Below are 22,745 nucleotides of genomic sequence, written 5' to 3'. Positions count from 1 at the left end.
GTGATCGATCTTATTCTTCGAGAGGGATTTCCTGGGTCGGAGGAGCTGCGGTCTCAAATTGATAAGGCTCGTGTGGTATCTTCCTGGGGATCTGGTTCTGTGAGTGTCGATCTGGAGGTGGCGAGCGGTGTGTCCAGGTCAACTTTTTCCTCCGGAGTTGTCCCGGTGTCCTGTGTGGTGACTGATGATGACGGAGAACTCTTTGGAGAAATTCTGGTCTGGGTTACGTCGGGGATGCTGTCTGGTGTTGAATATGCTTGGTATGGTGATGAGTCGCCTACTGCATTCCCGCGTGTGGGGCAATTGAATATATCTCCTTCGTGAAGCCACAGAACTGGCCCGGTCGAATGAGTGTTCGGCCGGGTTTTCGCTGATTATGTCTTCGTGGGTGCAGGAGATTCGGCGCGGTCCCGGTGGCTGGGTTGCGCGACCGCATGCTTCTTGTTCTTCTCGTTCTGGTTTCCTGGGTTTTTTCTCAGTTGAGTCCGGATGTGAATGATTAGCTACGAGCGCGAAATGGTACGCCCATGGTCGTCGATGGAATGCGAGGGGTGTTCTTCTGTTGCTCAGGTGGATGATGTGGTCGCTTCAGCGAGCAGCACCCTGGATCAGGTGGGGCTGGGAGTGAGCGGGACGGGGGTGGCACCGCTGGGGTACGTTGGCTTGACCTTGCGGTAACCGCAACCCTGAGACTGGGCTCATGAGCCTTTCGATCAAGGATTTCAGCGAGATGAGCGAGCTCTCTCCCCAGACGCTGCGCTTCTACCACTCCGAGGGGCTGCTGGTCCCGGCCGTGGTCGACGAGGACACCGGGTACCGGTACTACGACTTCGAGCAGGTCCAGGACGTCCTGCTGGTCAGTGCCCTGCGGGGCGCCGGCATGAGCGTGCGGGACGTGCGGCGGGCGTTGGACGCGCCCGACACGGCTGCGGCGTTGCTCGACGAACACACCGAGGCGTTGGACCGCCAACGTGAGGCCGAGGACGAGGCGATCACGACCGCGCGCAGCCTTCTCACCTCGTGGCCCGAGGTGCGGCGGCGCGAGGTACCGGAGAAGACGGTGCTCTCGGCGGCGGTCACCGCGGTCCCCGTGGAGAAGCGGCGGGGTCAACCGGACCAGTACGACTGGGACGCGGTCACCGTGGCGGTGCGGGCCGCTGTGGCGGATCTCGGGGCCCTGGCCGTGGTGCACGGTGCCAAGGTGGCGGGCGTTCCCTGGTTCACCTGGGCCGGTGAGACCCACGACCAACGGGAGGCGGCGTTCACCACGGAGGGGCCGCACTGGCTGGCCAAGGTCCCCGTCTCGGCGGACGCCGCCCAGTTGGCGGCCCTCGCGGAACGCGTCGACGTGCAGACGTTCGAGGCCCGAGAGGAGCTGGCGATCCACCTGCCGGGCAGGCTCACCATGTCCAAGCACGCCACGGCCCAGCTCCGGCTGGTGACCCAGGTACCGGAGGGCCTCTTCCCCGACGCCTCCACGCAACGCCACATCCTGCACGAGGACGGGATCGAGACCGCCGTGCGCCTGAGTCCGCTCCGAGGGGCCCGCACCTGAGGAACGGCGACGCCCCCGGCCGTGACTCCGGCCGGGGGCGTTCGTAGGAACCGCTACAGCTGAGAGGCGGCGGCCTCGTCCACCCAGAACACGGTCCTCTCGCTGCCGCGCGCACCGGCCACCGGGGCCTCGTCCACGCTGCCACCGGCCACACCCAGGCGGACCGCGTCGGCCTTGGCCGCTCCGGAGGCCAGCACCCACACCTGGCGGGCGCTCCGGATCGAGGGCAGGGTCAGGCTGATCCTGGTCGGCGGCGGCTTGGGGGAGTCGTGCACCGCCACCGCGGCGGCCCCCTCCTCGCGGACCCCCGGCAGGCCCGGGAACAGCGAGGCCACGTGGTTGTCCGGGCCCAGGCCCAGCAGACACACGTCGAACTCCGGCACGGGGCCGCGACCGCGAGCCGCCACGGAGAGGGCGGCCGAGTAGTTGGTGGCCGCCCTCTCCGCCTCACCGTGGTCGGTGCCGTCCGACGACGGCATCGGGTGCACCTGGTGCGACGGGATGTCGATGTCGTTGATCAGCGCGTCGCAGGCCTGCGTCTCGTTGCGCTCGGGGTCGCCCTCGGGCAGGAACCGCTCGTCACCCCACCAGAGGTGTACGTGTCCCCAGCTCATCCCGCTGGCCAGCGCCTCGTCCCGCAGGACCCCCAGCGTCTGGATGCCCACACCGCCGCCGGTGAGGACGAGGTGGAACTCGCGTCCCTCGGCCTCGGCGCTCACGATCAGCTTCACCAGCCGCGACGCCGCGCTCTCCGCCAGCTGACGGGCGTCGGTGGTGCGGACGATCTCCGGTTCGGTCATCCTCATGCTCCGCTTCCAGCGAGCAGCGGACCCAGGTGACGGGCCGCGCTCGCGTACGTCTCGTCGGCGTCCAGGCGGCGCAGCTCCTCGGCCAGCGCCTGGGAGGCGCCCCGCCGGGCCAGCGCCACCGTCTGGTCCGGCTGCCCCGTTCGGGACAGTGTGGCCACCCGGCCGTCCACCCGGGAGACGGTGATGTCGCCCTGGTCGGTGGTCAGCCGGACCTCGGTCAAACCGGGGCCGTGCGAGGTGCCGCGTTCCACCTCCACCTCCAGCCGTTCGGACAGCCACGCGGCCAGCAACTCGGCGCTCGGGTAGTGCGGCTCCGCCGTCACCTTGGCCGAGGTCACCCAGCCGCACGGCTGGTCCATGGCGCTGGCCAGCAGCGATCGCCACGGGGTCAGCCGCGTCCAGGTCAGGTCCGTGTCACCCGGACGGTAGTGGGCTACCCGCTCCAGGAGGTCGGCTACCGGATCCTCGGCGCGCAGTGCGTCGGTGATCCGCCGTTGCGCCAGCTTCCCGACCGGGTCGGCGGCGGGGTCGGCGGGACCCTGCCCGGGCCACCACACGACCACGGGCGCGTCCGGGACCAGCAGGGGGGTCAGCACCGAGTCGGGGTGCTCGCCCAGTGGACCGTACAGGCGCAACAGCACCGCCTCACCGGGGCCGGACGTGCCCGGACGGCGGATCTCCGCGTCGATGGCCGGCTCGGCCCCCGGGTCGCGGCGGATCAGCGCCACCACCCGCGAGGGGTGCTCGCGTCCGGCCTCGGTCGCCGCGCGGACGGCGTCGTAGTGGTCGGCCTCGTCGGTGACGATGACCAGGGTGAGCACCATGTTCATGGCGCCCCCGCCCACGCTGAGCCGCTCGGCCATGAGCGCCTCGGTGATCTGCGAGGTCGTGGTGCGCGGCAGATAGAGCGTCATCTGTTCCTCCCGGCGTTCACGGGCGACGCCACTGGCGTCCGTCCCTGGCGAGCAGTTCCTCGGCGGACTCCGGACCCCAGGTGCCCGAACCGTACTGTTCGGGCTGGCCCGAGGCGGCCCAGTACTCCTCGACCGGGTCGAGGATCCGCCACGACAGCTCCACCTCCTCCTGGCGCGGGAACAGCGGCGGGTCGCCGATGAGCACGTCCAGGATGAGCCGCTCGTAGGCCTCGGGGCTGGCCTCGGTGAAGGACTGCCCGTACGTGAAGTCCATGCTCACGTCGCGGACCTCCATGGAGGCGCCCGGCACCTTGGACCCGAACCTCAGGGTGACCCCCTCGTCGGGTTGGATGCGCAGGACCAGCGCGTTCTGCCCGAGCTCGCTCACGTCGCCGCGCGCGAACAGCTGCTGCGGGGCGGCCTGGAACACCAGTGCCACCTCGGTCACGCGTCGGCCGAGCCGCTTGCCGGTGCGCAGGTAGAACGGCACACCCGACCAGCGCCGGGTGCCCACGTCCAGACGGAGCGCCGCGTAGGTCTCGGTCACCGAGTCGGACGGGATCCCGTCCTCCTCCAGGTAGCCCCGGACCGCCGCGCCGCCCTGCCACCCGGCCGCGTACTGTCCGCGCGCCGTGCCCCTGCCCAGGTCGTCGGGGAGGGTCACCGCCGAGAGGACCTTCTCCTTCTCCGCGCGGATCGCGTCCGCGCTGTAGGAGACCGGTTCCTCCATCGCGACGAGGGCCAGCAGCTGGAGCAGGTGGTTCTGCATGACGTCGCGGGCCGCGCCGATGCCGTCGTAGTAGCCCGCGCGCCCGCCCACACCGATGTCCTCGGCCATGGTGATCTGCACGTGGTCCACGTAGCTGCGGTTCCACAGCGGCTCGAACAGCGTGTTGGCGAACCGCAGCGCCAGGATGTTCTGGACCGTCTCCTTGCCCAGGTAGTGGTCGATGCGGAACACCGCCGACGGCGGGAACACGTCGTCCACCACCGCGTTGAGCTCCTTGGCGCTCTCCAGGTCGTGGCCGAACGGCTTCTCGATCACCACCCGGCGCCACGGCGTGATGCCCCCGGTGCCCTGACCCTTCTCGGGAGTGGCCAGACCGCTGCGCTTGAGCTGGGTGACCACGGTCGGGAACAGCTTGGGCGGCAGCGAGAGGTAGAACGCGTAGTTGCCGCCGGTGCCGCGTTGCGTGTCCAGCTCACGGACGGTCCGAGCCAGCTCGTCGAAGGCCTCGTCGTCGTCCAGGTTCCCCTGGACGAACCGCACACCCTCGCTGAGTTGGCGCCACACGTCCTCGTGGAACGGTGTCCGCGCGTACTTGCGCACCGCCTCGTAGGCCTCCGCCGCGAAGTCCTGGTCCTCCCAGTCGCGGCGGGCGAAGCCGACCAGCCCGAAGCCCGGCGGCAGCATCCCCCGGTTGGCCAGGTCGTAGATGGCGGGCAGGAGCTTCTTGCGGGCCAGGTCCCCCGTGACGCCGAAGAGCACCAGCACACTGGGCCCGGCGATACGGGGAAGCCTTCGGTCCAGGGCGTTGCGGAGCGGGTTGGGTACCGCCCCCGGCATCACCGGTTCTTTCACGGACTCCGTCTCTTCCTGTCGGGAACGGCCTGGTGGCTGGTGGCACCCGCGTCCGCGCGGCGCGCGGACGCGGGTCGGTGACCGGGAGGGGTCCGGGTCAGGAGAGCTCGTCGAGCTTCAGGGTGAGCTGGCCGAGCAGGCTCTCCCAGGAGTCGACGAACTTGACCACGCCGTCCTCCTCGAGGTGACGCGTCACGTCGTCCAGGTCCACGCCGACCTCGGCCAGCGCCGAGAGGTCGGCCTGGGCGGCCTCGTAGGTGCCCTGGACGGTGTCCCCGGTGACCTCGCCGTGGTCGGCGGTGGCGTCCAGGGTGGCCTGCGGCATCGTGTTGACGGTGCCGGGCGCGACCAGTTCGGTGACGTAACGGGTGTCCGCGTACGCGGGGTCCTTCACCCCGGTGGACGCCCACAGCGGGCGCTGCGGAGTGGCGCCCTCGGCGGCCAGGGCCTTCCAGCGCTCGGAGGAGAAGACCTCCTCGTGGTCGCGGTAGGCCAGGCGCGCGTTGGCGATCGCGGCGCGGCCGAGCAGCTCCTCGGCGCGCGGGGTGCCGACCGCCCTGAGGCGCTTGTCCACCTCGGCGTCCACGCGGCTGACGAAGAACGACGCCACGGACTGGATCCGGGACAGGTCGTGGCCGTTCTCGCGGGCCAGCTCCAGGCCCTCCAGGAACGCCTCCATGACCGCGCGGTAGCGCTCCAGGGAGAAGATCAGGGTCACGTTGACGCTGATGCCCTGCCCGAGCACCTTGGTGATCGCGGGCAGGCCCTCGACGGTCGCCGGGATCTTGATCATGACGTTGGGCCGGTCGACCAGCCACCACAGCGACTTGGCCTCGGCCACGGTGCGCTCGGTCTCGCGCGCGAGTCGCGGGTCCACCTCCAGGGAGACCCGGCCGTCCACGCGGTTGGTGGAGTCGTACACCGGGCGCAGGGTGTCCGCAGCCCAGCGGATGTCATAGGCGGTCAGCAGCCGGACCGCCTCGTCCACCGAGACCCCGCGCACACCCATCTCGTGCACCTGGATGTCGTAGGCGTCGCCCTCGGCCAGTGCCTTGTCGAAGATGGACGGGTTGGAGGTGACGCCGGTGACGTGGCGGGTCGACAGCAGTTCGGCCAGGTTGCCGGTGCGCAGCCGGTCACGGCTGATGTCGTCCAGCCATACGGACTGACCGGCGTCGGCCAGGTCCTTGAGAGCGGTGGTGCTCATGTGGGTCTCACGCCTTCCTGAATTCACACGGAGTGCGGGCCGCCGGGGGTCGTCCTGGCGGCCCGCGTCGTCAGCTACCGGCCTTGGCCAGGCTGTCGCGGACCGCCGCGACGACGGCCTCGGAGGTGATGCCGAACTTCTCGTAGAGCGTCTCGTAGGGGGCGGAGGCGCCGAAGTGCTCCAGGCTCACCGAGACGCCGGCGTCACCGACGTAGGAGCGCCACCCCATGCCGATACCGGCCTCCACGGAGACGCGGGCACGCACCGACGGCGGCAGGACCCGCTCGCGGTACTCCTGGCTCTGGGCCTCGAACCACTCGACGCACGGCATGGAGACCACGCGGGTGGGCGTACCGGCCTCCTCCAGCTCGGTGCGGGCGGCCAGCGCCAGCTGCACCTCGCTGCCGGTGGCGATGACGATCGCCTCGGGGCTCCCACCGGAGGCCTCGGCCAGGACGTAACCGCCCTGGGCGGCGCCCTCGGCGGACGCGTACTCGTCCCGGTCCAGGGTGGGCACGTTCTGGCGGGTGAGCGCCAGGGCGGAGGGCCGGTCGGCGTTGGCCACGACCTCGCGCCAGACCACGACGGTCTCGTTGGCGTCGGCCGGGCGGATCACGTCCAGGCCCGGGATGGCGCGCAGCGACCACAGGTGCTCGACCGGCTGGTGGGTGGGGCCGTCCTCGCCCAGGCCGATGGAGTCGTGCGTCCACACGTAGGTGACCGGCAGCTTCATCAGCGCGGCCAGGCGCACGGCCGGGCGCATGTAGTCGCTGAACACCAGGAAGGTGCCGCCGTAGGGGCGGGTCGGGCCGTGCAGGGCGATGCCGTTGAGGATCGATCCCATGCCGTGCTCGCGGATGCCGAAGTGCAGCACGCGCCCGTGCGGGTTGCCCGGGAACATGGTGCTGGCCCGGTCGAAGGGCAGGAAGGAGGGCTCGCCCTTGGGGGTGGTGTTGTTCGACCCGGCGAGGTCGGCGGAGCCGCCCCACAGCTCGGGCAGCACCGGGGCGATGGCGCTGAGCACCTCGCCACTCGCCTTGCGGGTGGCCACACCCTTCTCGCTGGCCTCGAACGAGGGCAGGGACTCCTCCCAGCCCTCGGGCAGCTTGCCCGACTGGAGACGGTCGAAGAGCTCGCCGTGCTCACCGGCGCCTCGGTGCCAGGCGTCCAGGGTCTGGTCCCACGCGGTGTGCTCCTCGCGGCCGCGGTCCAGCGCCTTGCGGGTGTGCTCGATCACGGCGTCCTCGACCGCGAACGGGGCGTCGGGCAGCCCCAGGATCTCCTTGGTGGCGGAGATCTCGGCGGCGCCGATCGCCGCTCCGTGGATGGCGCCGGTGTTCTGCTTGTTGGGCGCGGGCCAGCCGATGACGGTCCGCAGGCGGATGAAGGTGGGGCGCTCGGTCTCGGCCTTGCCGCGCAGGATCGCCTGGTAGAGGGCGTCGACGTCCTCGACGTACTCGCCGGTGGCGGTCCAGTCGACCTCCTCCACGTGCCAGCCGTAGGCGGCGTAGCGGGCCACGACGTCCTCGCTGTGCGCGATGCGGGTGTCGTCCTCGATCGAGATCTGGTTGTCGTCCCAGATCATGATGAGGTTGCCCAGGTTCTGGGTCCCGGCCAGGGCGCTGGCCTCGTGGCTCACGCCCTCCTGGACGTCGCCGTCGGAGCAGAACGCGTAGACGTGGTGGTCGAAGGGGCTGGCGCCGGGACCGGCCTCGGGGTTGAACAGGCCGCGCTCGCGGCGGGCCGCCATGGCCATGCCGACGGCGTTGCCGACACCCTGGCCGAGGGGGCCGGTGGTGGTCTCCACTCCGGCGGTGTGGCCGACCTCCGGGTGACCCGGGGTCAGGCTGTCCCACTGGCGCAGGCCGCGCAGGTCGTCGAGGGTGAGACCGTACCCGGCGAGGTAGAGCTGGATGTACAGCGTGAGGCTGGAGTGGCCGATCGACAGCACGAAGCGGTCCCGGCCCACCCAGTCGGGTGCGGCCGGGTCGTGCCGCATCACCTTCTGGAAGAGGAGGTAGGCGGCGGGCGCGAGGCTCATCGCGGTGCCGGGGTGACCGTTACCCGACTTCTCTACCGCGTCCATGGCCAGCGCCCGAACCGTGTTGACGGCGCGGAGGTCGAGGTCCGACCAGTCCAGGTTCTTCGGGGTGTGGGCGTTCACGGACTTGTCTGCTCCTTCTCGGCACCCGTGCACCCGGTTCCGGGGCGGGCGTGGGTTGTGTGTGCGGGCTGTACGGCCGGGCACCCCGTCGGCGGTCCGCCGGGTCGGGCGGGTCGCGGGGGAGGGCGGGATCGGCTTCGACGGCTGGCGCGGCACGGCCCCATGGCGCGGGGCTCGGGCCGCTGAGCCGGTGCGACAGCGTCTGGGTCACGGTGTCCGGAGCTCGGTCCCCGTGGTGACGGGGGCGAGAACAGGGCCCACCGCGAGCCTATCGTCCGTGGCCGGAGATGTCGTTTCCCGACACTTCTGACTACCGGCGGGTAGGGGCCGTGTGCGCCACTTCGGCCCCGGTCGTCGGGACCCCCGGGGCACCTCGCCCGGCGGCCCGCGACTTTCGGGACTCGGGCGCCGGTGTGCCCTGTGCCCCGAGGGCGCGCGGCGGACCGCGACGCGTGGCACGGTGGAAGCGTGAAGGGGCCTGTGCGACCCTTCTGTACACGCGAGCGGGAGTCCGGCGCCCGGGTCGGTCGGCCGTCAGGGGCCTGAGGCCACCCGTACGGAGGGGGCTGGTCACCGATCCGGACAGGTAAGTACTACACTTTGTCGTTGACGGGGTTTTCGCTGATCCTGCCGCTTTGTCGGTCCGATCGACCCCGCGTGGCGAGCAGTGTCGAATCCCAAGAGTTGTCGAGGTATCCGCGTGTCTGAAACCGTGCCGGCCCCCCAGGGGACACGAGTGCCTCCGGACGTGAGGGCGCCGATCTGATGGCCCTCACCAACCGCGCACCCCACACCGGTGAGTCCGACACCCAGGCGTCCGCCGCCCCCGAGGCCCCCCGCAAGGCCTCCTTCGGCGACCACGCGCGTGCCTACGTCGCTCTCTCCAAGCCCCGTGTCATCGAGCTCCTGCTCATCACCACCATCCCGGTGATGTTCGTCGCCGCCGGGGGCGTGCCCCCGCTGTGGACCGCCGTCGCCACGCTGGTGTTCGGCACGATGTCCGCCGCGAGCGCGAACGCGATGAACTGCTACATCGACCGTGACATCGACCGTGAGATGCGTCGCACCCGACAGCGTCCCGGCGCGATGGACCTCGTCACCCCGCGAGGAGCCCTCACCTACGGGCTGATCCTGGCGATCGGCTCCACGGTCGGCTTCCTCGTGCTCGTGAACGTGCTCTCGGCCGTGCTGTCGGTCTTCGCGATCGCCTTCTACATCTTCGTCTACACGATGCTGCTCAAGCGGCGCACCGCGCAGAACGTCGTGTGGGGCGGCATCGCCGGCTGCATGCCGGTGCTGATCGGCTGGGCCGCCGTCACCAACAGCCTCGACTGGGCCCCGTTCGTGCTCTTCCTGGTGGTGTTCTTCTGGACGCCGCCGCACACCTGGACGCTGGCCATGCGCTACCGCGAGGACTACGCGGCAGCCCAGGTCCCGATGCTGCCCGTGGTCGCCAGCGACCGCCGGGTGCTGCTGGAGTCGGTGCTCTACACCTGGGCGACCGTGATCGTCTCCCTGATCTTCTGGCCGGTGGCCGGGACCACCTGGTTCTACGGCGTGGTCGCGCTCGTGCTGGGCGCCCTGCTGGTCGTCCAGGCCCACCGCCTGCTCAGCCGCTCCAAGGCGGGGGTCACCGGAGCCCAGCTGAAGACGATGAACTTCTTCCACCTCACCAACGCCTACCTGGCGCTGCTGTTCGTGGCGGTCACCGTCGACCCGCTCATCGCGCGCTTCCTCTCCTAGACGTCCTGGCCCGCGGGGCGTGTCCGCGAGCCCTCCACGAGCGGCGCTCCTCCACACGGGGGAGCGCCGCTTCGTAGGGGTCCACACCGCCCTGACGCGGGCAGCGCAACCACCTCCCCGGGGCGGCGGCCACTCCTTCCCCCACGCCCCGGACACGCGGCCGAGCGCCGGCCCCGTCGCGGCCCCGGCTGCTCTGGCGATGGCCGACACCCGTGCCCGCACCGCCGTGGAGAGCCGCCTGCCCCACGCCCTCCACTCGCACAACAACCCCACCATCCAGATCACCGACACCCGTGCGGACCTCCCCGCCTCAGCCGACGCCGGAGCCCCGCCCGTCCGGGGTTCCCGACGCTTCCAGTCTCCCCAGACGGAGCCGGGCGCGGCGGTTGTCCACAGGGTCGATTTCCGGGCGGCGGCCTCACGGTCCCGGGGGTCGCACTCCCGGTCCCGGAAGCCGTCGCTTCCACGGCCCGGGGGACCCTCCGGTGGCGGACCCGCGATCGGGTCAGCTCGGGTCGGGGCGGCGCCACACCAGGACCGCCGACCACACGACGGTGGACACCAGCAGGAGGGCCAGTGGTACGTGGGCCTGGAGCGGACCGTAGGTGCCCAGGGCCGCTTGGGGAAAGCCCAGCAGGAACGCCAGCAGGCTCACCAGCGCCACCAGCCGGTCGTGCGCGGGACCGGAGCGGGATCCGGCACCGGGGAGGCGCCAGACCAGGACGGCGGCCAGCAGCTGCACACCGGCGGTCACGTGCACCGCGAAGGCCCCTCCCCAGTGCAGCGGCAGGGCGGCCATGTTGAACGTGATCAACTGCCCCGCCGTGAGGAACTCCCACAGGAGCGCGGCCAGGCTGGCGCCCACCGCGACGCGCAGGAGCAGGAGCCAGCGTGAGCTACCGGTCTCGGTCTTCGAGTCCATACCGTGCCTCATCTCCGTGTCGGACGAACGGTCCGATCCTCTCGTACCCGGCCGCTCCCGGGTACGGGACCGGAGGCGGGCCGCGTGCCGGGCCGGCACGACTCCGACCCCGCCTCCCACCCGCTGACCCGCTACGATCTGTGCTCATGCCCCGACTCGACAGCAGGGCGATCCTGCAAGGACGCCGCTCCCGGTACTCGATGACCCTCATCCTGGGCACCACCGTCAGCGTGGTGTGCATGATCGGTATGCTCGCGTACCTGTGGACGCTGGCGGTGGCCGGGGGAGCGGCGGCGGGGATCGACGGCGCCACCGGGTTCCTCGTCAGCCTGGTCGCCGCGATCATTCCGGTGACCATTCTCGTGCCGCTCATCCTCATGCTGGACCGGCTCGAACCCGAGCCCGGCTGGGTGCTGTTCTTCGCGTTCGCGTGGGGCGCCGGGGTGGCGGTCGTGGCGTCGTTCCTGCTCAACAGCTGGGGGCTGACCTACCTCACCAAGCCGGTGTTCGGTGAGGGCGTGGCCGACTTCCTCAGCACGTCACTGGTGGCCCCCGTGGTGGAGGAGAGCGCCAAGGGCATGGTCCTGCTCATCCTGCTGTGGCGGCGCCGCAACGAGATCGACACCTTCACCGACGGCGTGGTCTACGCCGGGATGGTGGCGACGGGGTTCGCCTTCACCGAGAACATCCTGTACTTCCTCAGCGCGTTCTTCGACAACACCCTCGTCGCGACCTTCGCCATCCGGGGCCTCATCGCGCCGTTCGGGCACCCCGTCTACACCGCGATGATCGGTCTGGGCGTGGCCTACGCGGCCATGCGCACCGGCCGGTTCCGCTTCCTCGCCCCGATCGGGGGATGGGTTACGGCGGTGCTGCTGCACGGCATGTGGAACGGTTCGACCTACTTCGGCTGGACCGGCCTGGGCGTGGCCTACCTGGTGCTCTTCGTGTTCCTGCTCGGGATCCTCGGGATCGCCGCCCACGACCGGCGCGGCCAGGTGGCGGCGATCGACCGCTACCTGCCGCCCTACATCTCCACGGGCCTGGTCACCCCGGCGGACATCACCATGCTCAGCTCGATGACCGGCAGACGCCGGGCCCGTGAATGGGCGGCGCGCAACGCGGGGGCCCGGGGCCGCGCGGCGATGAAGGACTACCAGCTTGCCGCCACCGAGCTCGCGCTCCTGCACCAGAAGCTCGACGCCGGGCTGCCCCGTGACGACTGGAAGGTCAACCGGGACTCGTTCCTCGCGCTGATGCACGTGGCCCGCGACACCTTCCTCGGGCGCGTCCCCCAGCCGGTGACCCCCGGCTGGGCGGAGAACCCCACCGACTCGGGCTTCCTGCGCCGGGCCGACTTCGCCCACGTCATCGCCCAGGCGCGGGCCGAGCAGCCGACTACCCCGCAGACGCAGCGGAACTACGTTCCCCGGCACGGTCAGCCGCCGCGGTGACCTCCTCGCCCGGCGGGACCAGGCGCGTGGTGGCGAAGTACAGGCGGGAGACGGCCACCCAGGTGAGCGCGGAGCCCAGCACGTGCAGCACCACCAGGCCCTCGGGCAGTTCGAGAGCGTACTGGGTGTAGCCCAGGACCCCCTGGAGGAGCACGATCACCAACAGGGCGACGCTGCTCGTCCGGGCGATGCGGGAGGCACCGCTGCGGAAGGCGATGACGGTGGCCAGGACGCTGCCCGCGAGGACCAGCCAGCCCAGCACCGAGTGGACGCGGGTGACGGCGGAGAGGTCCAGGTTCCAGCGCGGAGCCGCGGCGTCGCCGCCGTGCGGCCCGGTGCCGGTGACCACGGTTCCGGCGATCAGCAGGAGGAACCCGACCACGACCAGGCCGATGCTCACCGTGTGCAGCATGGGCCCCACGGCCAGCTGGGGCCGCCCCTCGGGCTCCTGGCAGCGCACGTACAGCGCCACCGTGACGAAGACCATCACCATGGACAGCAGGAAGTGGGTGGCCACCGAGGCCGGGTGCAGGTCGGTCCAGACGGTGATGCCGCCGACCACGCCCTGCCCCAGGACACCGAACGGGATGATCGCGGCCAGTCGGACCAGGTCGCGGCGGCGCGGGGCCATGCGCAGCACCGCCACGAGGGTGATCACGGCGACGGCCAGCACCACGAAGGTGAGGGTCCGGTTGCCGAACTCGATGGCGGCGTTGAGGGCGGCGTGACCGGTGTCGATGGGCACGAAGCTGTCAGGTGTGCACTTGGGCCACTCGGAACATCCCAGGCCCGAGGAGGTGACCCGCACGGTCGCTCCGGTGACGGCGATCCCGGCGTTGACGGCGATGTTGCCCAGAGCCCAGGCGCGGAGCGACTTCTGGGTGGGGTTCCAGATGGTCCTGGCGAGCAGGACCAGCGCGAGGACGCCGACGGCGGCCACGGCGATCTGCCAGCCCCAGAGCGGGACTCCGAGGAGGACGATGTCCTCCATCTCGTCCGCCGCGAGCGGGGGGATCGTGTTGAGGGCCGTCGTCGCGGAGGCCGGGGATGCAAACATACGACAGACTGTAGTACATCCTCCGAGGGAGGGTGAGGCGCCCTCCGTCCCTGCGGTGGCCTGCGAAAACCCGGTGATTCCGACGCCCTCCACGCGGTGCGCGTCGGCCCGTGCGTCCACGTGGGCTCGGTCACTCAGCGGGCGCGCTCAGGCGGGACGCCCCGCCTCGGGCAACCGGTCGGTGCACAGGGCGCGGGAGACTTCCCCGACGGCGGTGACCGCCGCCGCGACTCGGGGGTTCTCACGGGAGCCGTGGCGCAGGGCGAGCAGCACGCGGCGCCGGGGGACCTGGCCCCGGGTGAGCGGGACCTGGACCACCCCGGGGTGGGGGACGGTCATGGCGAGCCTGGGCACGGCGGCGACGCCCAGCCCGGCGGCGACCAGCGCGGCGGTCGCGGTGAGTTCGCGCGCGAAGTGCGCCACGCGCGGGGCGTAGCCGACCGCCCGGGTCGCGGTCAGCAACTCCCGGTAGGCGTCCTGGTGCGGATGTCCGGAGACCCACTCCTCCTCCGCCGCGTCCTCCAGCCCGATCTCCGTACCGTGGGCGAAACGGTGCCCCTCCGGGACGAGCAGGTCGATGGGGTCGTCGAGGACTCCGGAGACCTCCACGTGGCTGGCCGCGACACGGCTGGTGGCCTCGTCGGCCACCAGGAGACCGAGGTCGACCCCGCCCGACTCCACGGCGTGGAGCAGTTCGCCGGACTCGATCTCGTGGACGACCGGTTCCAGCATCCGGTGCCGGCCCCTCAGCCGGAGCGCGACCGGAGCGAGGATCGACGGGATCGACGTGGGGAACCCCCCGAGGCTCAGGGGGCCGCACAACTGGCGGGCCGCGGCCGTGGTGTCGCTCAGTGCCGCCTCCCACTGCGCGTGGAGCCTGCGGGCGTGGGTGACCAGGCGCTGCCCGGCGGGGGTGAGCCGCACGCGACGGCCGTGGCGTTCGAGCAGGTCCACGTCGAGTTCGGCGGCCAGGTCCTTGAGCTGCCTGGAGACTCCGGAGGGGCTGCGGAACAGCGCCTCGGCGGCGGCGGTGACGGTGCCGTGCTCGGAGACGGCGACCAAAAGACGCAACCGGGGATCAATCATGCACTCATAGTGCACGGTTTCGGTGAGAAACTGAACCTGGACGCCACCCAACAGCCGAACTAGAACGGGAGTACGTCCCTTTCCTCCAGCAATCGGTGGTTTCCTTCATGGCCGCAACGACCGCTCCCACGCGTCGCCGCACTTCCCACGCGATCCTCGCGCTGTTCGGCACGGTGATGCTCGTCGGGGGCACGGACCTGTCCAAGGTGACCGTCGCCCTGCCCGAGCTCACCGGGGCACTGTCCCTCGGCACGACCCAGACCCTGTGGACCGGCGACGTCCACCCCCTCGCTGCCGGGGTCGCGCTCATCCCCGGCGCGGTGGCGGCCGACCGGTTCGGGCGCAGACGCGTCTACCTGATCGGCCTGGTCGTCGCGGTGGTCGGGGCCGCCGCGGCCGGTCTGGCCGCCAGCGGGGCCCTGCTGATCGCCGCCCGCGTCGGGCAGGGGGTCGGCTCCGCTCTGCTCATCGCCGGGACGGTCGCCATCATCCGCGTGATCTTCCCCGACGTCGGGTCACGCGCGCTGGCCTACGGCGTCTGGGCCGCCGGATTCAGCACGGGCTCGGCCCTGGGGCCGCTGCTGGGAGGCGCGCTCGTGGAGTACGGGGACTGGCGGTGGGTGTTCTGGGTCAACGTTCCCGTCCTGCTGGCCTGCCTGGTCGCGGCCGTGCTCGTGCTGCCGGAGTCCACCAACCCGGACCCGCCGAGTCTGGACGCGGTGAGCGCCGTGCTGTCGGCCTCGGCGGTCGGCCTCCTCGTCGCCGGTCTGAAGGACCTCACACAACCGGACACGGCGCCCTGGCTGGCCCCGGCCGTGATCGTCGCGGGCGCTCTCGCGGCGCTGGGGTTCGTGGTCAGGCAGCTGCGCATGCCGCGCCCGTTCCTGGACGTGCGTCTGTTGGGCGACGGCACGCTGGCGAACGCGGCACTCGTGCTCGCGGTGACGGTGGGCGTGCTCAACGGCACGCTCTACCTGCTGACACTGCGCTTCCAGGTCGTCGACGGGCGCACGGCCATCGCGGCGGGGGTCGCCCTGCTCCCTCTGGCGGTGGCGACGGCGGTCGGCGCGTTGCTGGGTCCCCTGCTGGGGAGGTGGTTCGCCCAGCACCTCGTGGTCGTCGCGGGCCTGTTCGCGGCGGCGTCCGGCTTCCTGACGGTGGCCACCGCACCGGAGGCTGGTGCCCTGGTGGGGATGGCTTCACTCGGGCTCGGGGCGGGGGTCATCATGGCGATCGGAGCGAACGTCGTCATGAGCGCGGCGCCGGAGGAGCGCACCGCCGACGCCGGTGCTATCCAGGAGAGCGCCTTCGCCCTGGGGGCCGGGGTCGGCATCGCGGTGCTCGGCGTCACGGCCGTCCGCTTCGCGGCCGCGTCCGGTGCGGGCACCGCTCCGGAGGCGGTCCACGGAGTCGGCACGGACGGCGCCCTGGGGGTCGCCGCCGTCCTCTACGTGTTCTTCGGGCTCGCCGCGGGCATCCACCTGATCGCCTCGTCCCGGGGGCGACGCGGCGGGCGGGAGCCCCTCGCGAACCCTGTGTAGATCGGCGGACCACGCACGGACGGGGGCCCCGGAGCGTGCTCCGGGACCCCCGCCGTGGGATCGTGGGTCAGGCCTGGTGATCCACTACTTGTTGTGGCTGTTCTGGGCGATGCACTGGTTCAGCAGGTCCAGGTTGAGGTTCAGCAGACCGAGCTGCTGCTGCTCCTGGACACACTGGTGGTAGACCGAGGAAGACTCCGCGGAAGCGGCCCCGGCGCCCAGCCCGAGGAGGCTGGCGGAGAAGAACGCGGTCAGGGCGAGCTTGGCGGCGATACGCATGGGTGTCCCCTTTTGAGTGCGAGTGCTCAGGAATGGGTCGGCCGTCCCAGAGGCAAGAATTGCCGGTCGCGGCCGGACGGAAACTCCTGACGGACGAGGTTTGCCGGATCCGTGGCAGTGATCTTCCGTCCCATGGACGCGGGCGCACGGCCTTGGCCTCTAGTTGTCCCCACTCGCATCCGTGTTGGTCTGGTCACGTTCCGTCCGCTCCCGGGCCTCGCGGTTGGCGGAGGTCCGGGTCGCACCCGCACTCGCGGTGATCACGCACCCCACCGCCAGCCACTGCCACACGCTCAGCAGTTCACCCAGCAGCACCAGTCCCACCAGGGCGGCGGCCGCGGGCTGGAGGCTCATCAGCACCCCGAAGACCCTCGGCGGCATGCGGCGCAGCGCGTTCAGCTCCAGCGTGTAGGGCACCACGGAGGAGAGCACGCCGACGGCCAGACCGATCAGCAGCAGGCGCCAGTCCAGCAGGGCCGCGCCGCCCTCGACGATCCCGGCCGGGGCCAGCACCACCACGCCCACGACGCTGGCGATCGCCAGCCCCGAGGCGCCGCTGAACCGCTGTCCCGTGGCCGCGCTCAGCAGGATGTAGCCCGCCCACGCGGCGGCGGCCAGCACCGCGAACAGCACGCCCACCGGGTCGAGCTCACGGAACTCGACGCCCAGCGCGGCCACGCCCAGTCCGGCCAGACCCGCCCACAGCAGGTCCACGCGGCGGCGTGAGCCCAGGATGGCGATGGCCAGCGGGCCCAGGTACTCGATGGTGACCGCGATACCCAGCGGGATGCGCGCGAAGGCCTGGTAGATGAAGTAGTTCATCGAGGCCAGGGCGACGCCGTAGCCGATCACCACCATCCAGTCGGCACGGCTGCGCGCCCGCAGCGCGGGCCGGACCAGCAGGCACAGGAGTACCGCCGAGGTGAGCAGCCTCAGCCACACGACGGCGGCCGGAGGAAGGACCTCGAACAGGTTCTTGGCCACGCCCGCGCCGGTCTGCACCGAGACGATGCTGACCATGACCAGCCAGACCGGGGGCAGGGACCCCAGGACGGCGCCGGGGGAGAGGAGGCTCGTGGAGCCGCTCCGGGAACTCATGTTGAGTCATCCTACGTTTTGTGGCGCCCTCTCCGCCCCATGGGTCCCCTCGTTCCCCGAGGCCACGGGCGAAACCGCACCGGCCCGGGGCTGGGACACCAGCGCCAGCAGGAGCAGCAACCAGGCCAGGACCTCCGTGGCCGGTTGCAGCAGCGTCATCACCAGTCCGATCACCGTGAGGTCGCCCCGCCCGGTGAGGATCTGGACCCCGATCCACAGGAACGGAAGCGCGGCCGCCACCAGGTTCACCGCGAGCCCCGCCCAGACGAGCCAGGCCCGGGCGGGCCGTCGCCACACCAGAAGCGCCCCGCCCGCCAGGAGAAGGAACAGGGGCGGTCCCAGGTGGCGGACCACGATGAACCAGGGGACTCCGATGGCTTCCATGGTCGGTCACCCTATCGAGGGCCAGACGGCCGCCGCCGTGCCGTACCGGGAGGAACGGGACGGGAGTGCTCAGGCGGCCCGAACGTGCGCCGAGGTGGACCCGTGGTGTGAAATGGTCCGAGCCCGAGACCACGGGCGGCCCCGTTCCCGCAGGAGAGTCTCCGCCATGTCCTCCCGACGCAGTGCCCAGCGACCCGCCAGCCAGGAGTCGTACGTACCCCGGTGGCCGATCCTCGCCGGTGCCCTGGCGTTGGTCCTGGCGGTCGGGCTCGGCGGCTACGTCGCCGGGATGTTCGTCGCCGAGGGCGACGAGCCCGAGGAGATGTCGGTGACCTCGGGCATCCTCGTCGAGCCCCCGGGCGGTCCCGACGACGAGGACGAGCCCGAGGAGGAAGAGGAGGAAGAGGAGGAGGTCGCCCACCCGGCGGGCCTCGACCCCGAACTGGTCTACGTCCTCCAGAGCGTGCACGGCGACCGCGTCATGGACGTGGCGGGCGGCTCCGCCGAGAACGGCGCCCCGGTCCACCTGTGGGACCGCCACGACCAGCCCCACCAGCAGTGGCGGTTCACGCACGTGGAGGACGACTACTACGAGATCGTCGGCGTGGGCAGCGGAAAGCTGCTGGAGATCCCCTCCGACGAGGCGGCCCAGCCCGGATCGGCCCTGCTCACACGCACCGGCGAGCACAACCAGCAGTGGCGTGTGGTCGAGAGCGGCGAGGGAGAGATCCGCCTGCTCAACCGCGCCTCCGGCCTGGCCTTGGAGGGGCAGGGCGGCGCTCCCGACAACGGCACCCTGGTCGCCCAGGCCGAGGACGGCGGCCACGCCCACCAGAAGTGGCGCCTCCTCCCGATCGAGGGATGACGGGAGGGCGACCGCCGCGATGACGACCGGCCCCCGCTTGCTACCCTCGTGAGCATGTTCTCCCCTCGTGCGTAGACCGACGCCCCGACCACGGCCGAGCCCGTGGCCCCCCGGCGTCCACGCACCTCGCGGCGCCCCGCGCGCCGCCCGTCCCTGACGGAGAACATCCATGACCCCGCCCCACCGGGCGCCGACCTACCGTGCCGTCCTGCGCGTCACGGGGGTCCCCCGTTTCCTCGTCCCCGCCCTCCTGGGCCGCCTGTCGTACGGCATGGTCTCGCTGGCCCTCGTCCTGTCCGTCTTCCGCACCACCGGGTCCTACACCGACGTCGGTCTGGTCGTGGGCCTGTTCGGCCTCACCGCCACCGTCCTCTCGCCGTCACGGGCCGCGCTCGTCGACCGATACGGTCCGCTCCGGGCCCTGACCCCCATGGCGGGCCTCCACGGGCTGGCCCTGGTGGGGCTCGCGGCGGCCTCCTGGCACCCGGGCGGGCACCTCGGGCTCCTGGCCGCTCTCACCTCGGTCGCTGGGGCCAGCGCGCCCCCGCTCGGACCGGTCACCCGCACCGTCTGGAGCCGACTGGTACGGGACCGGGACCTGCTCCAGCGGGCCTACAGCCTCGACACCGTCGCCGAGGAGCTGATCTTCCTCACCGGTCCACTGATCCTGGGCGCACTGATGCGGGTCGGCCCTCCCGCGGCCGGACTCACGCTCGGGGCGCTCCTCGTCGTGGTCGGGACGGTGGGCCTGGTGACCTCACCGGCCGCGCGTCGCCCGCGTGCCGTCGGTCGCGCACCCGCCGCCCGGTCCGTGGCGGAGGTACGGACCGCACCCGGCGGTCCGAGCCGGAGCCTCCGCGCCTCACCGCACGCGGGGGCTTCCTCTCCGCCGTCGCGACCTCCGCGGCCACCGGGCTGACCCTGGGCTCGGTCGGCCTGCTCAACGTCGCGTTCGCGGAGCGGACCGGCGCTGTCGAGGCCGTGGTCCTGGTGGAGGCCGCCCAGGCGGCGGGCAGCGCGCTCGGGGGTCTGGCCTACGGGGCCCTCACCTGGCGTACCGGACCACGGGTCAGGCTGACCCTGCTCGGGCTGGCCCTGGGCGGCGGCGTCGCGGCGGCCGCGCTGGTCCCGGGGGTCTCCGCGCTGGCGGCGCTGCTGTTCGTGGTCGGCGCGTGTACGGCGCCGATCATCACGACGGCCTATCTGCTCGCGGACGCGTCGGTGCCGGACGGGTACCGGACCCGTGCCGGGAACTGGGTGAACACCGCGCACAACGCGGGTGCGTCGGTGGGTGCGGCGGGCGTGGGCCCGTTCCTCACCACGGTCCCCGCGGAGGCGGGCTATTCGCTGGCCGGGGCGGTGCTGGTCGTCGTGTCCGGGGCCGTGCTCGCAGCGGGGGCCACCGGGCGGGCTCGGTTCAGTGAGCCAGCAGAAGTGACCGGGCCGTCCGCCACGTCCGCTCGTCGGCGGCGGTGAGCAGGAGCCGTCCGGCCTCGTCGGGGCGGTACGGGGCGCCTCCCGGCCGCAGGCTCACCCCGCCCGCCTCCGAGAGCAGCAGCCCCCCGGGCGTGTGGTCCCAAGGCAGGGGATCGGCGAACAGCATGAAGTCCAGCTCACCCGCGAGGAGTCGCGGATAGTCCACCCCCGCGCAGCCGGAGCCGCCGTCCAACCGGGCGAAGTCAGGGGCGGCGGTCTCCACGCGCTCGCGTTCCTCCGGGGACAGGAAGCGGCGCTGGGCCATGCCCCGCAGGTCGGCCGGGGCGGCGGGGGAGGGCGCGCGGCGCAGCCGCGTCCCGTCGAGCCAGGCACCCGAACCGAGCTCGGCCGCGTGGACGGCGTCCTCGGTCGGCCGCAGGATCCAGGAGGCCACCGCCCGGCCGTCGCGGACCAGCGCCACCATCACGGCGAACCGGTCGTCACCCTGGGCGAAGTTGCGGGTGCCGTCCACCGGGTCGACCACCCAGGCGGAGGGCTCCTTGCTCAGGGCTCCGACCAGTTCCGGGTCGGCGGAGGTGGCCTCCTCACCCACGACCGGCGCGTCGACCAGCTCGCGGAGCCTGCGACCGATCAGGACCTCGGCCTCGCGGTCGGCCACGGTGACGAGCTCGCCGGGCGACTTCTCCGACACCTCGTCCTCGGACAACGCCCCGAAGCGGGGCAGGATCGTGGAGGCGGCGGTCTCGCGGAGGATCGCGGTCACCGCGTCGATGTCGATGGTCATGACCGACACCCTAGGGCGCGGACCCTCCGTGACGGAGACCGGACCGGAATGCCGTCGCTACTCCCAGCGGAAGAGGCGGGAGGCCAGGAAACCGGTGACCAGCGTCCACGCGGCCAGTACGGCGAAGGCGCCGAGGCCGGGCAGGGACCCGTCGGTGAACACGGCGCGCAGACCGGCGCCGAGCGCGGTGATCGGCAGGACCGACACGGCCTGCTCCATCGGGCCGGGGAAGCTGCTTGTGGGGAACAGGACCCCGCCCAGACCCAGCATGAGCACGTACACGAGGTTGGCCCCGGCCAGGGTGGCCTCCGCGCGCAGCGTGCCCGCCATCAGCAGGGCGAGTGAGCTGAAGGCGGCCGTGGCCAGCAGTACCAGGGCGAGCACGGAGAGCACGCCCACGGGCTCCAGCGACGGCGCCCAGCCCAGGAACAGCGCCACCACGCACAGCACGGTGATCTGGATGGCCTGCACGCCGAGCACGGCGATGGTCTTGGCGGCCAGCAGCCCGAACCGCGACAGCGGGGTGGCGCCGAGGCGTTTGAGGACCCCGTAGCGGCGCTCGAATCCGGTCCCGATGGCCAGACCGGTGAAGGAGGTGGACATGATCGCCAGCGCCAGCACTCCGGGGGTCAGCGCGTCCACGCGCGCCCCCTCGCCGACGTCGAGGACGTCGACCAGGCTGAACCCCACCAACAGCAGGACGGGGATGACCATGGTCAGCAGGAACTGCTCGCCGTGGCGCAGCATGACCCGCAGTTCCATCCCGGCCTGGGCGGCGATCATCCGCCACATCGGGGCGGCGCCGGGAGACGGGGCGAACAGGCGCGCGTCGAGGGCGGGCGTCGGGGCGTCGGTGACGGCGGACGCGGCCGTCCCTGAGGTGTGCTCGGTCATCAGTCGCGCAGTTCCCGGCCTGTGGTTTCGAGGAAGACGTCTTCGAGGGTACGCCGACGAACGCGCAGGTCCTCCGCGAGGACGCCGGACGAGGCGCACCAGGCGGTGACCGCGGCCAGGAACTCCGGGCCGAGGTCGTCGGGGTCGTCGGTTGCCACGGAGTACTCGTGCCGACCGCCGGTGTCGGTGGCGCTCACACGGCCACCGGGGGGCAGGGCCGCCTCCAGCGCCCCGGCGTCCACCGGAGCGGAGGTGGAGAAGCGCACCTCGCGCCGTCCCTGGGTGAGTTCGGCGGGGGTGCCCTCGGTGACCACCGCGCCCCGGTCGATGATGACGACGTGGTCGGCCAGCCGCTCGGCCTCCTCCATGTAGTGCGTGGTCAGGATCACCGCCACCCCGGCCTCGCGGAGCGCGGCGACCAGGTCCCAGGTGGCCATACGCGCCTGGGGGTCGAGCCCGGCGGTGGGTTCGTCCAGGAAGACCAGCTCCGGGCGGCCGACCACGGCGCAGGCCAGGGAGAGGCGCTGCTGTTGGCCTCCGGACAGGCGGCGGAAGGGCGTGCCGGACACGGAGGTCAGGCCCAGGCGCTCCAGGAGGAGGTCGGGGTCGACCGGCGTGGCGTGGAAGGAGGCCATCAGCCGCAGCCACTCGGCGGCGCGGGCTCCGGTGGGCACCCCGCCGGACTGGGGCATCACGCCCACGCGGGGCTTGAGCTCCGTCGCGTCGGCGACCGGGTCGAGCCCCAGGACCCGTACCTTCCCGCCGTCCGCGTGGCGGAAGCCCTCACAGATCTCGATGGTGCTGGTCTTGCCCGCGCCGTTGGGGCCGAGCAGGGCGGTCACCGCGCCGCGGCGCGCGGTGAACGTGAGGCCGGTGACGGCCGTGGTGGCGCCGTAGCGCTTGACCAGGTCGACGACCTCGACGGCGGGTGTGTCCATGGGGCCTGAGTTTACGTGCGTCGGGCCTCCGC

The 22,745-nt window shown here is 71.8% G+C and carries 22 protein-coding genes; 8 read left to right on the top strand and 14 right to left on the bottom strand.

Annotated features, from left to right (window positions below; all coding sequences use genetic code 11):
• Positions 1 to 324 (top strand): hypothetical protein, encoded by a 324-nt coding sequence (locus ACRWK8_RS08430; RefSeq protein ID WP_431869398.1) that lies wholly within the window; start codon positions 1 to 3, stop codon positions 322 to 324.
• A gap of 376 nt (positions 325 to 700) precedes the next feature.
• The gene (locus ACRWK8_RS08425) at positions 701 to 1,555 is read left to right on the top strand and encodes a MerR family transcriptional regulator (protein ID WP_431869396.1); all 855 of its coding nucleotides are present in this window, start codon (positions 701 to 703) and stop codon (positions 1,553 to 1,555) included.
• 53 nt (positions 1,556 to 1,608) lie between these two features.
• Here the strand turns inward: ACRWK8_RS08425 and pgl are convergent, their stop codons facing one another.
• The 5 genes from pgl to tkt form a co-directional block, all read right to left on the bottom strand.
• Complete coding sequence (gene pgl / locus ACRWK8_RS08420; protein WP_431869494.1) at positions 1,609 to 2,355, bottom strand: 6-phosphogluconolactonase; 747 nt, start codon at positions 2,353 to 2,355, stop codon at positions 1,609 to 1,611.
• A 2-nt stretch (positions 2,356 to 2,357) separates the two neighbouring features.
• A complete protein-coding gene (locus ACRWK8_RS08415; RefSeq protein WP_378739233.1) occupies positions 2,358 to 3,278 on the bottom strand; it encodes a glucose-6-phosphate dehydrogenase assembly protein OpcA in 921 nt (306 codons plus the stop codon).
• A 16-nt stretch (positions 3,279 to 3,294) separates the two neighbouring features.
• Entirely contained in the window at positions 3,295 to 4,845 is a 1,551-nt protein-coding gene (zwf, locus tag ACRWK8_RS08410; RefSeq protein WP_378739767.1) for a glucose-6-phosphate dehydrogenase, read from the bottom strand.
• A 112-nt stretch (positions 4,846 to 4,957) separates the two neighbouring features.
• Positions 4,958 to 6,067: a transaldolase gene (gene tal / locus ACRWK8_RS08405; protein ID WP_378739235.1), complete on the bottom strand. Its 1,110-nt coding sequence runs from the start codon at positions 6,065 to 6,067 to the stop codon at positions 4,958 to 4,960.
• A 70-nt stretch (positions 6,068 to 6,137) separates the two neighbouring features.
• Positions 6,138 to 8,231, bottom strand: a complete 2,094-nt coding sequence (gene tkt / locus ACRWK8_RS08400; RefSeq protein WP_431869393.1) for a transketolase — start codon at positions 8,229 to 8,231, stop codon at positions 6,138 to 6,140.
• A gap of 765 nt (positions 8,232 to 8,996) precedes the next feature.
• On the opposite strand from tkt, the gene ACRWK8_RS08395 reads away from it, so the two are divergent.
• Positions 8,997 to 9,974 (top strand): heme o synthase, encoded by a 978-nt coding sequence (locus tag ACRWK8_RS08395; protein WP_378739239.1) that lies wholly within the window; start codon positions 8,997 to 8,999, stop codon positions 9,972 to 9,974.
• 505 nt (positions 9,975 to 10,479) lie between these two features.
• Here the strand turns inward: ACRWK8_RS08395 and ACRWK8_RS08390 are convergent.
• Positions 10,480 to 10,896 carry a hypothetical protein gene (locus tag ACRWK8_RS08390; protein ID WP_431869391.1) on the bottom strand — a complete coding sequence of 139 codons (417 nt, stop codon included), beginning with the start codon at positions 10,894 to 10,896 and terminating at the stop codon, positions 10,480 to 10,482.
• A 146-nt stretch (positions 10,897 to 11,042) separates the two neighbouring features.
• Here ACRWK8_RS08390 and ACRWK8_RS08385 point away from each other — a divergent pair, with 146 nt between their 5' ends.
• The gene (locus ACRWK8_RS08385; protein WP_378739243.1) at positions 11,043 to 12,350 is read left to right on the top strand and encodes a PrsW family intramembrane metalloprotease; all 1,308 of its coding nucleotides are present in this window, start codon (positions 11,043 to 11,045) and stop codon (positions 12,348 to 12,350) included.
• Here the strand turns inward: ACRWK8_RS08385 and ACRWK8_RS08380 are convergent.
• A complete protein-coding gene (locus tag ACRWK8_RS08380) occupies positions 12,295 to 13,407 on the bottom strand; it encodes a COX15/CtaA family protein (RefSeq protein WP_378739245.1) in 1,113 nt (370 codons plus the stop codon). The genes ACRWK8_RS08385 and ACRWK8_RS08380 overlap by 56 nt on opposite strands.
• A 147-nt stretch (positions 13,408 to 13,554) precedes the next feature.
• A complete protein-coding gene (locus tag ACRWK8_RS08375; protein WP_431869389.1) occupies positions 13,555 to 14,493 on the bottom strand; it encodes a LysR family transcriptional regulator in 939 nt (312 codons plus the stop codon).
• A gap of 107 nt (positions 14,494 to 14,600) precedes the next feature.
• On the opposite strand from ACRWK8_RS08375, the gene ACRWK8_RS08370 reads away from it, so the two are divergent.
• The gene (locus ACRWK8_RS08370) at positions 14,601 to 16,034 is read left to right on the top strand and encodes an MFS transporter (RefSeq protein WP_431869387.1); all 1,434 of its coding nucleotides are present in this window, start codon (positions 14,601 to 14,603) and stop codon (positions 16,032 to 16,034) included.
• Between the two features lie 84 nt (positions 16,035 to 16,118).
• Here ACRWK8_RS08370 and ACRWK8_RS08365 read toward each other — a convergent pair whose 3' ends face one another.
• From ACRWK8_RS08365 to ACRWK8_RS08355, 3 genes are all read right to left on the bottom strand, one after another.
• Complete coding sequence (locus ACRWK8_RS08365) at positions 16,119 to 16,313, bottom strand: hypothetical protein (RefSeq protein ID WP_017545115.1); 195 nt, start codon at positions 16,311 to 16,313, stop codon at positions 16,119 to 16,121.
• Positions 16,314 to 16,472: 159 nt separating this feature from the next.
• Positions 16,473 to 17,411 carry an EamA family transporter gene (locus ACRWK8_RS08360; RefSeq protein ID WP_431869384.1) on the bottom strand — a complete coding sequence of 313 codons (939 nt, stop codon included), beginning with the start codon at positions 17,409 to 17,411 and terminating at the stop codon, positions 16,473 to 16,475.
• A 6-nt stretch (positions 17,412 to 17,417) separates the two neighbouring features.
• A complete protein-coding gene (locus tag ACRWK8_RS08355; RefSeq protein ID WP_431869382.1) occupies positions 17,418 to 17,795 on the bottom strand; it encodes a hypothetical protein in 378 nt (125 codons plus the stop codon).
• Between the two features lie 166 nt (positions 17,796 to 17,961).
• Between ACRWK8_RS08355 and ACRWK8_RS08350 the strand changes: the two genes are divergently transcribed.
• The 3 genes from ACRWK8_RS08350 (at position 17,962) to ACRWK8_RS08340 (ending at position 20,136) form a co-directional block, all read left to right on the top strand.
• A complete protein-coding gene (locus tag ACRWK8_RS08350; protein ID WP_378739255.1) occupies positions 17,962 to 18,660 on the top strand; it encodes an RICIN domain-containing protein in 699 nt (232 codons plus the stop codon).
• 169 nt (positions 18,661 to 18,829) lie between these two features.
• Positions 18,830 to 19,579: an MFS transporter gene (locus ACRWK8_RS08345; protein ID WP_431869380.1), complete on the top strand. Its 750-nt coding sequence runs from the start codon at positions 18,830 to 18,832 to the stop codon at positions 19,577 to 19,579.
• A 62-nt stretch (positions 19,580 to 19,641) separates the two neighbouring features.
• Positions 19,642 to 20,136 carry an MFS transporter gene (locus ACRWK8_RS08340; RefSeq protein WP_431869378.1) on the top strand — a complete coding sequence of 165 codons (495 nt, stop codon included), beginning with the start codon at positions 19,642 to 19,644 and terminating at the stop codon, positions 20,134 to 20,136.
• Here ACRWK8_RS08340 and ACRWK8_RS08335 read toward each other — a convergent pair.
• From ACRWK8_RS08335 to ACRWK8_RS08325, 3 genes are read right to left on the bottom strand one after another with little or no spacing between them, the layout of a single operon-like run.
• Positions 20,078 to 20,881 carry an inositol monophosphatase family protein gene (locus ACRWK8_RS08335; protein WP_378739259.1) on the bottom strand — a complete coding sequence of 268 codons (804 nt, stop codon included), beginning with the start codon at positions 20,879 to 20,881 and terminating at the stop codon, positions 20,078 to 20,080. The two genes, ACRWK8_RS08340 and ACRWK8_RS08335, sit on opposite strands and share 59 nt — an antisense overlap.
• A 57-nt stretch (positions 20,882 to 20,938) precedes the next feature.
• Positions 20,939 to 21,775 (bottom strand): ABC transporter permease, encoded by an 837-nt coding sequence (locus ACRWK8_RS08330; RefSeq protein WP_431869375.1) that lies wholly within the window; start codon positions 21,773 to 21,775, stop codon positions 20,939 to 20,941.
• Entirely contained in the window at positions 21,775 to 22,713 is a 939-nt protein-coding gene (locus ACRWK8_RS08325; protein WP_431869373.1) for an ABC transporter ATP-binding protein, read from the bottom strand. The genes ACRWK8_RS08330 and ACRWK8_RS08325 overlap by 1 nt, the downstream gene beginning before the upstream one ends.
• Between the last annotated feature and the right edge of the window lie 32 nt (positions 22,714 to 22,745).

This window comes from Nocardiopsis eucommiae, from assembly GCF_965344335.1.
GTDB classification, from domain to species: Bacteria; Actinomycetota; Actinomycetes; order Streptosporangiales; family Streptosporangiaceae; genus Nocardiopsis; species Nocardiopsis eucommiae.
This window is presented reverse-complemented; position numbering and strand designations above follow the sequence as displayed.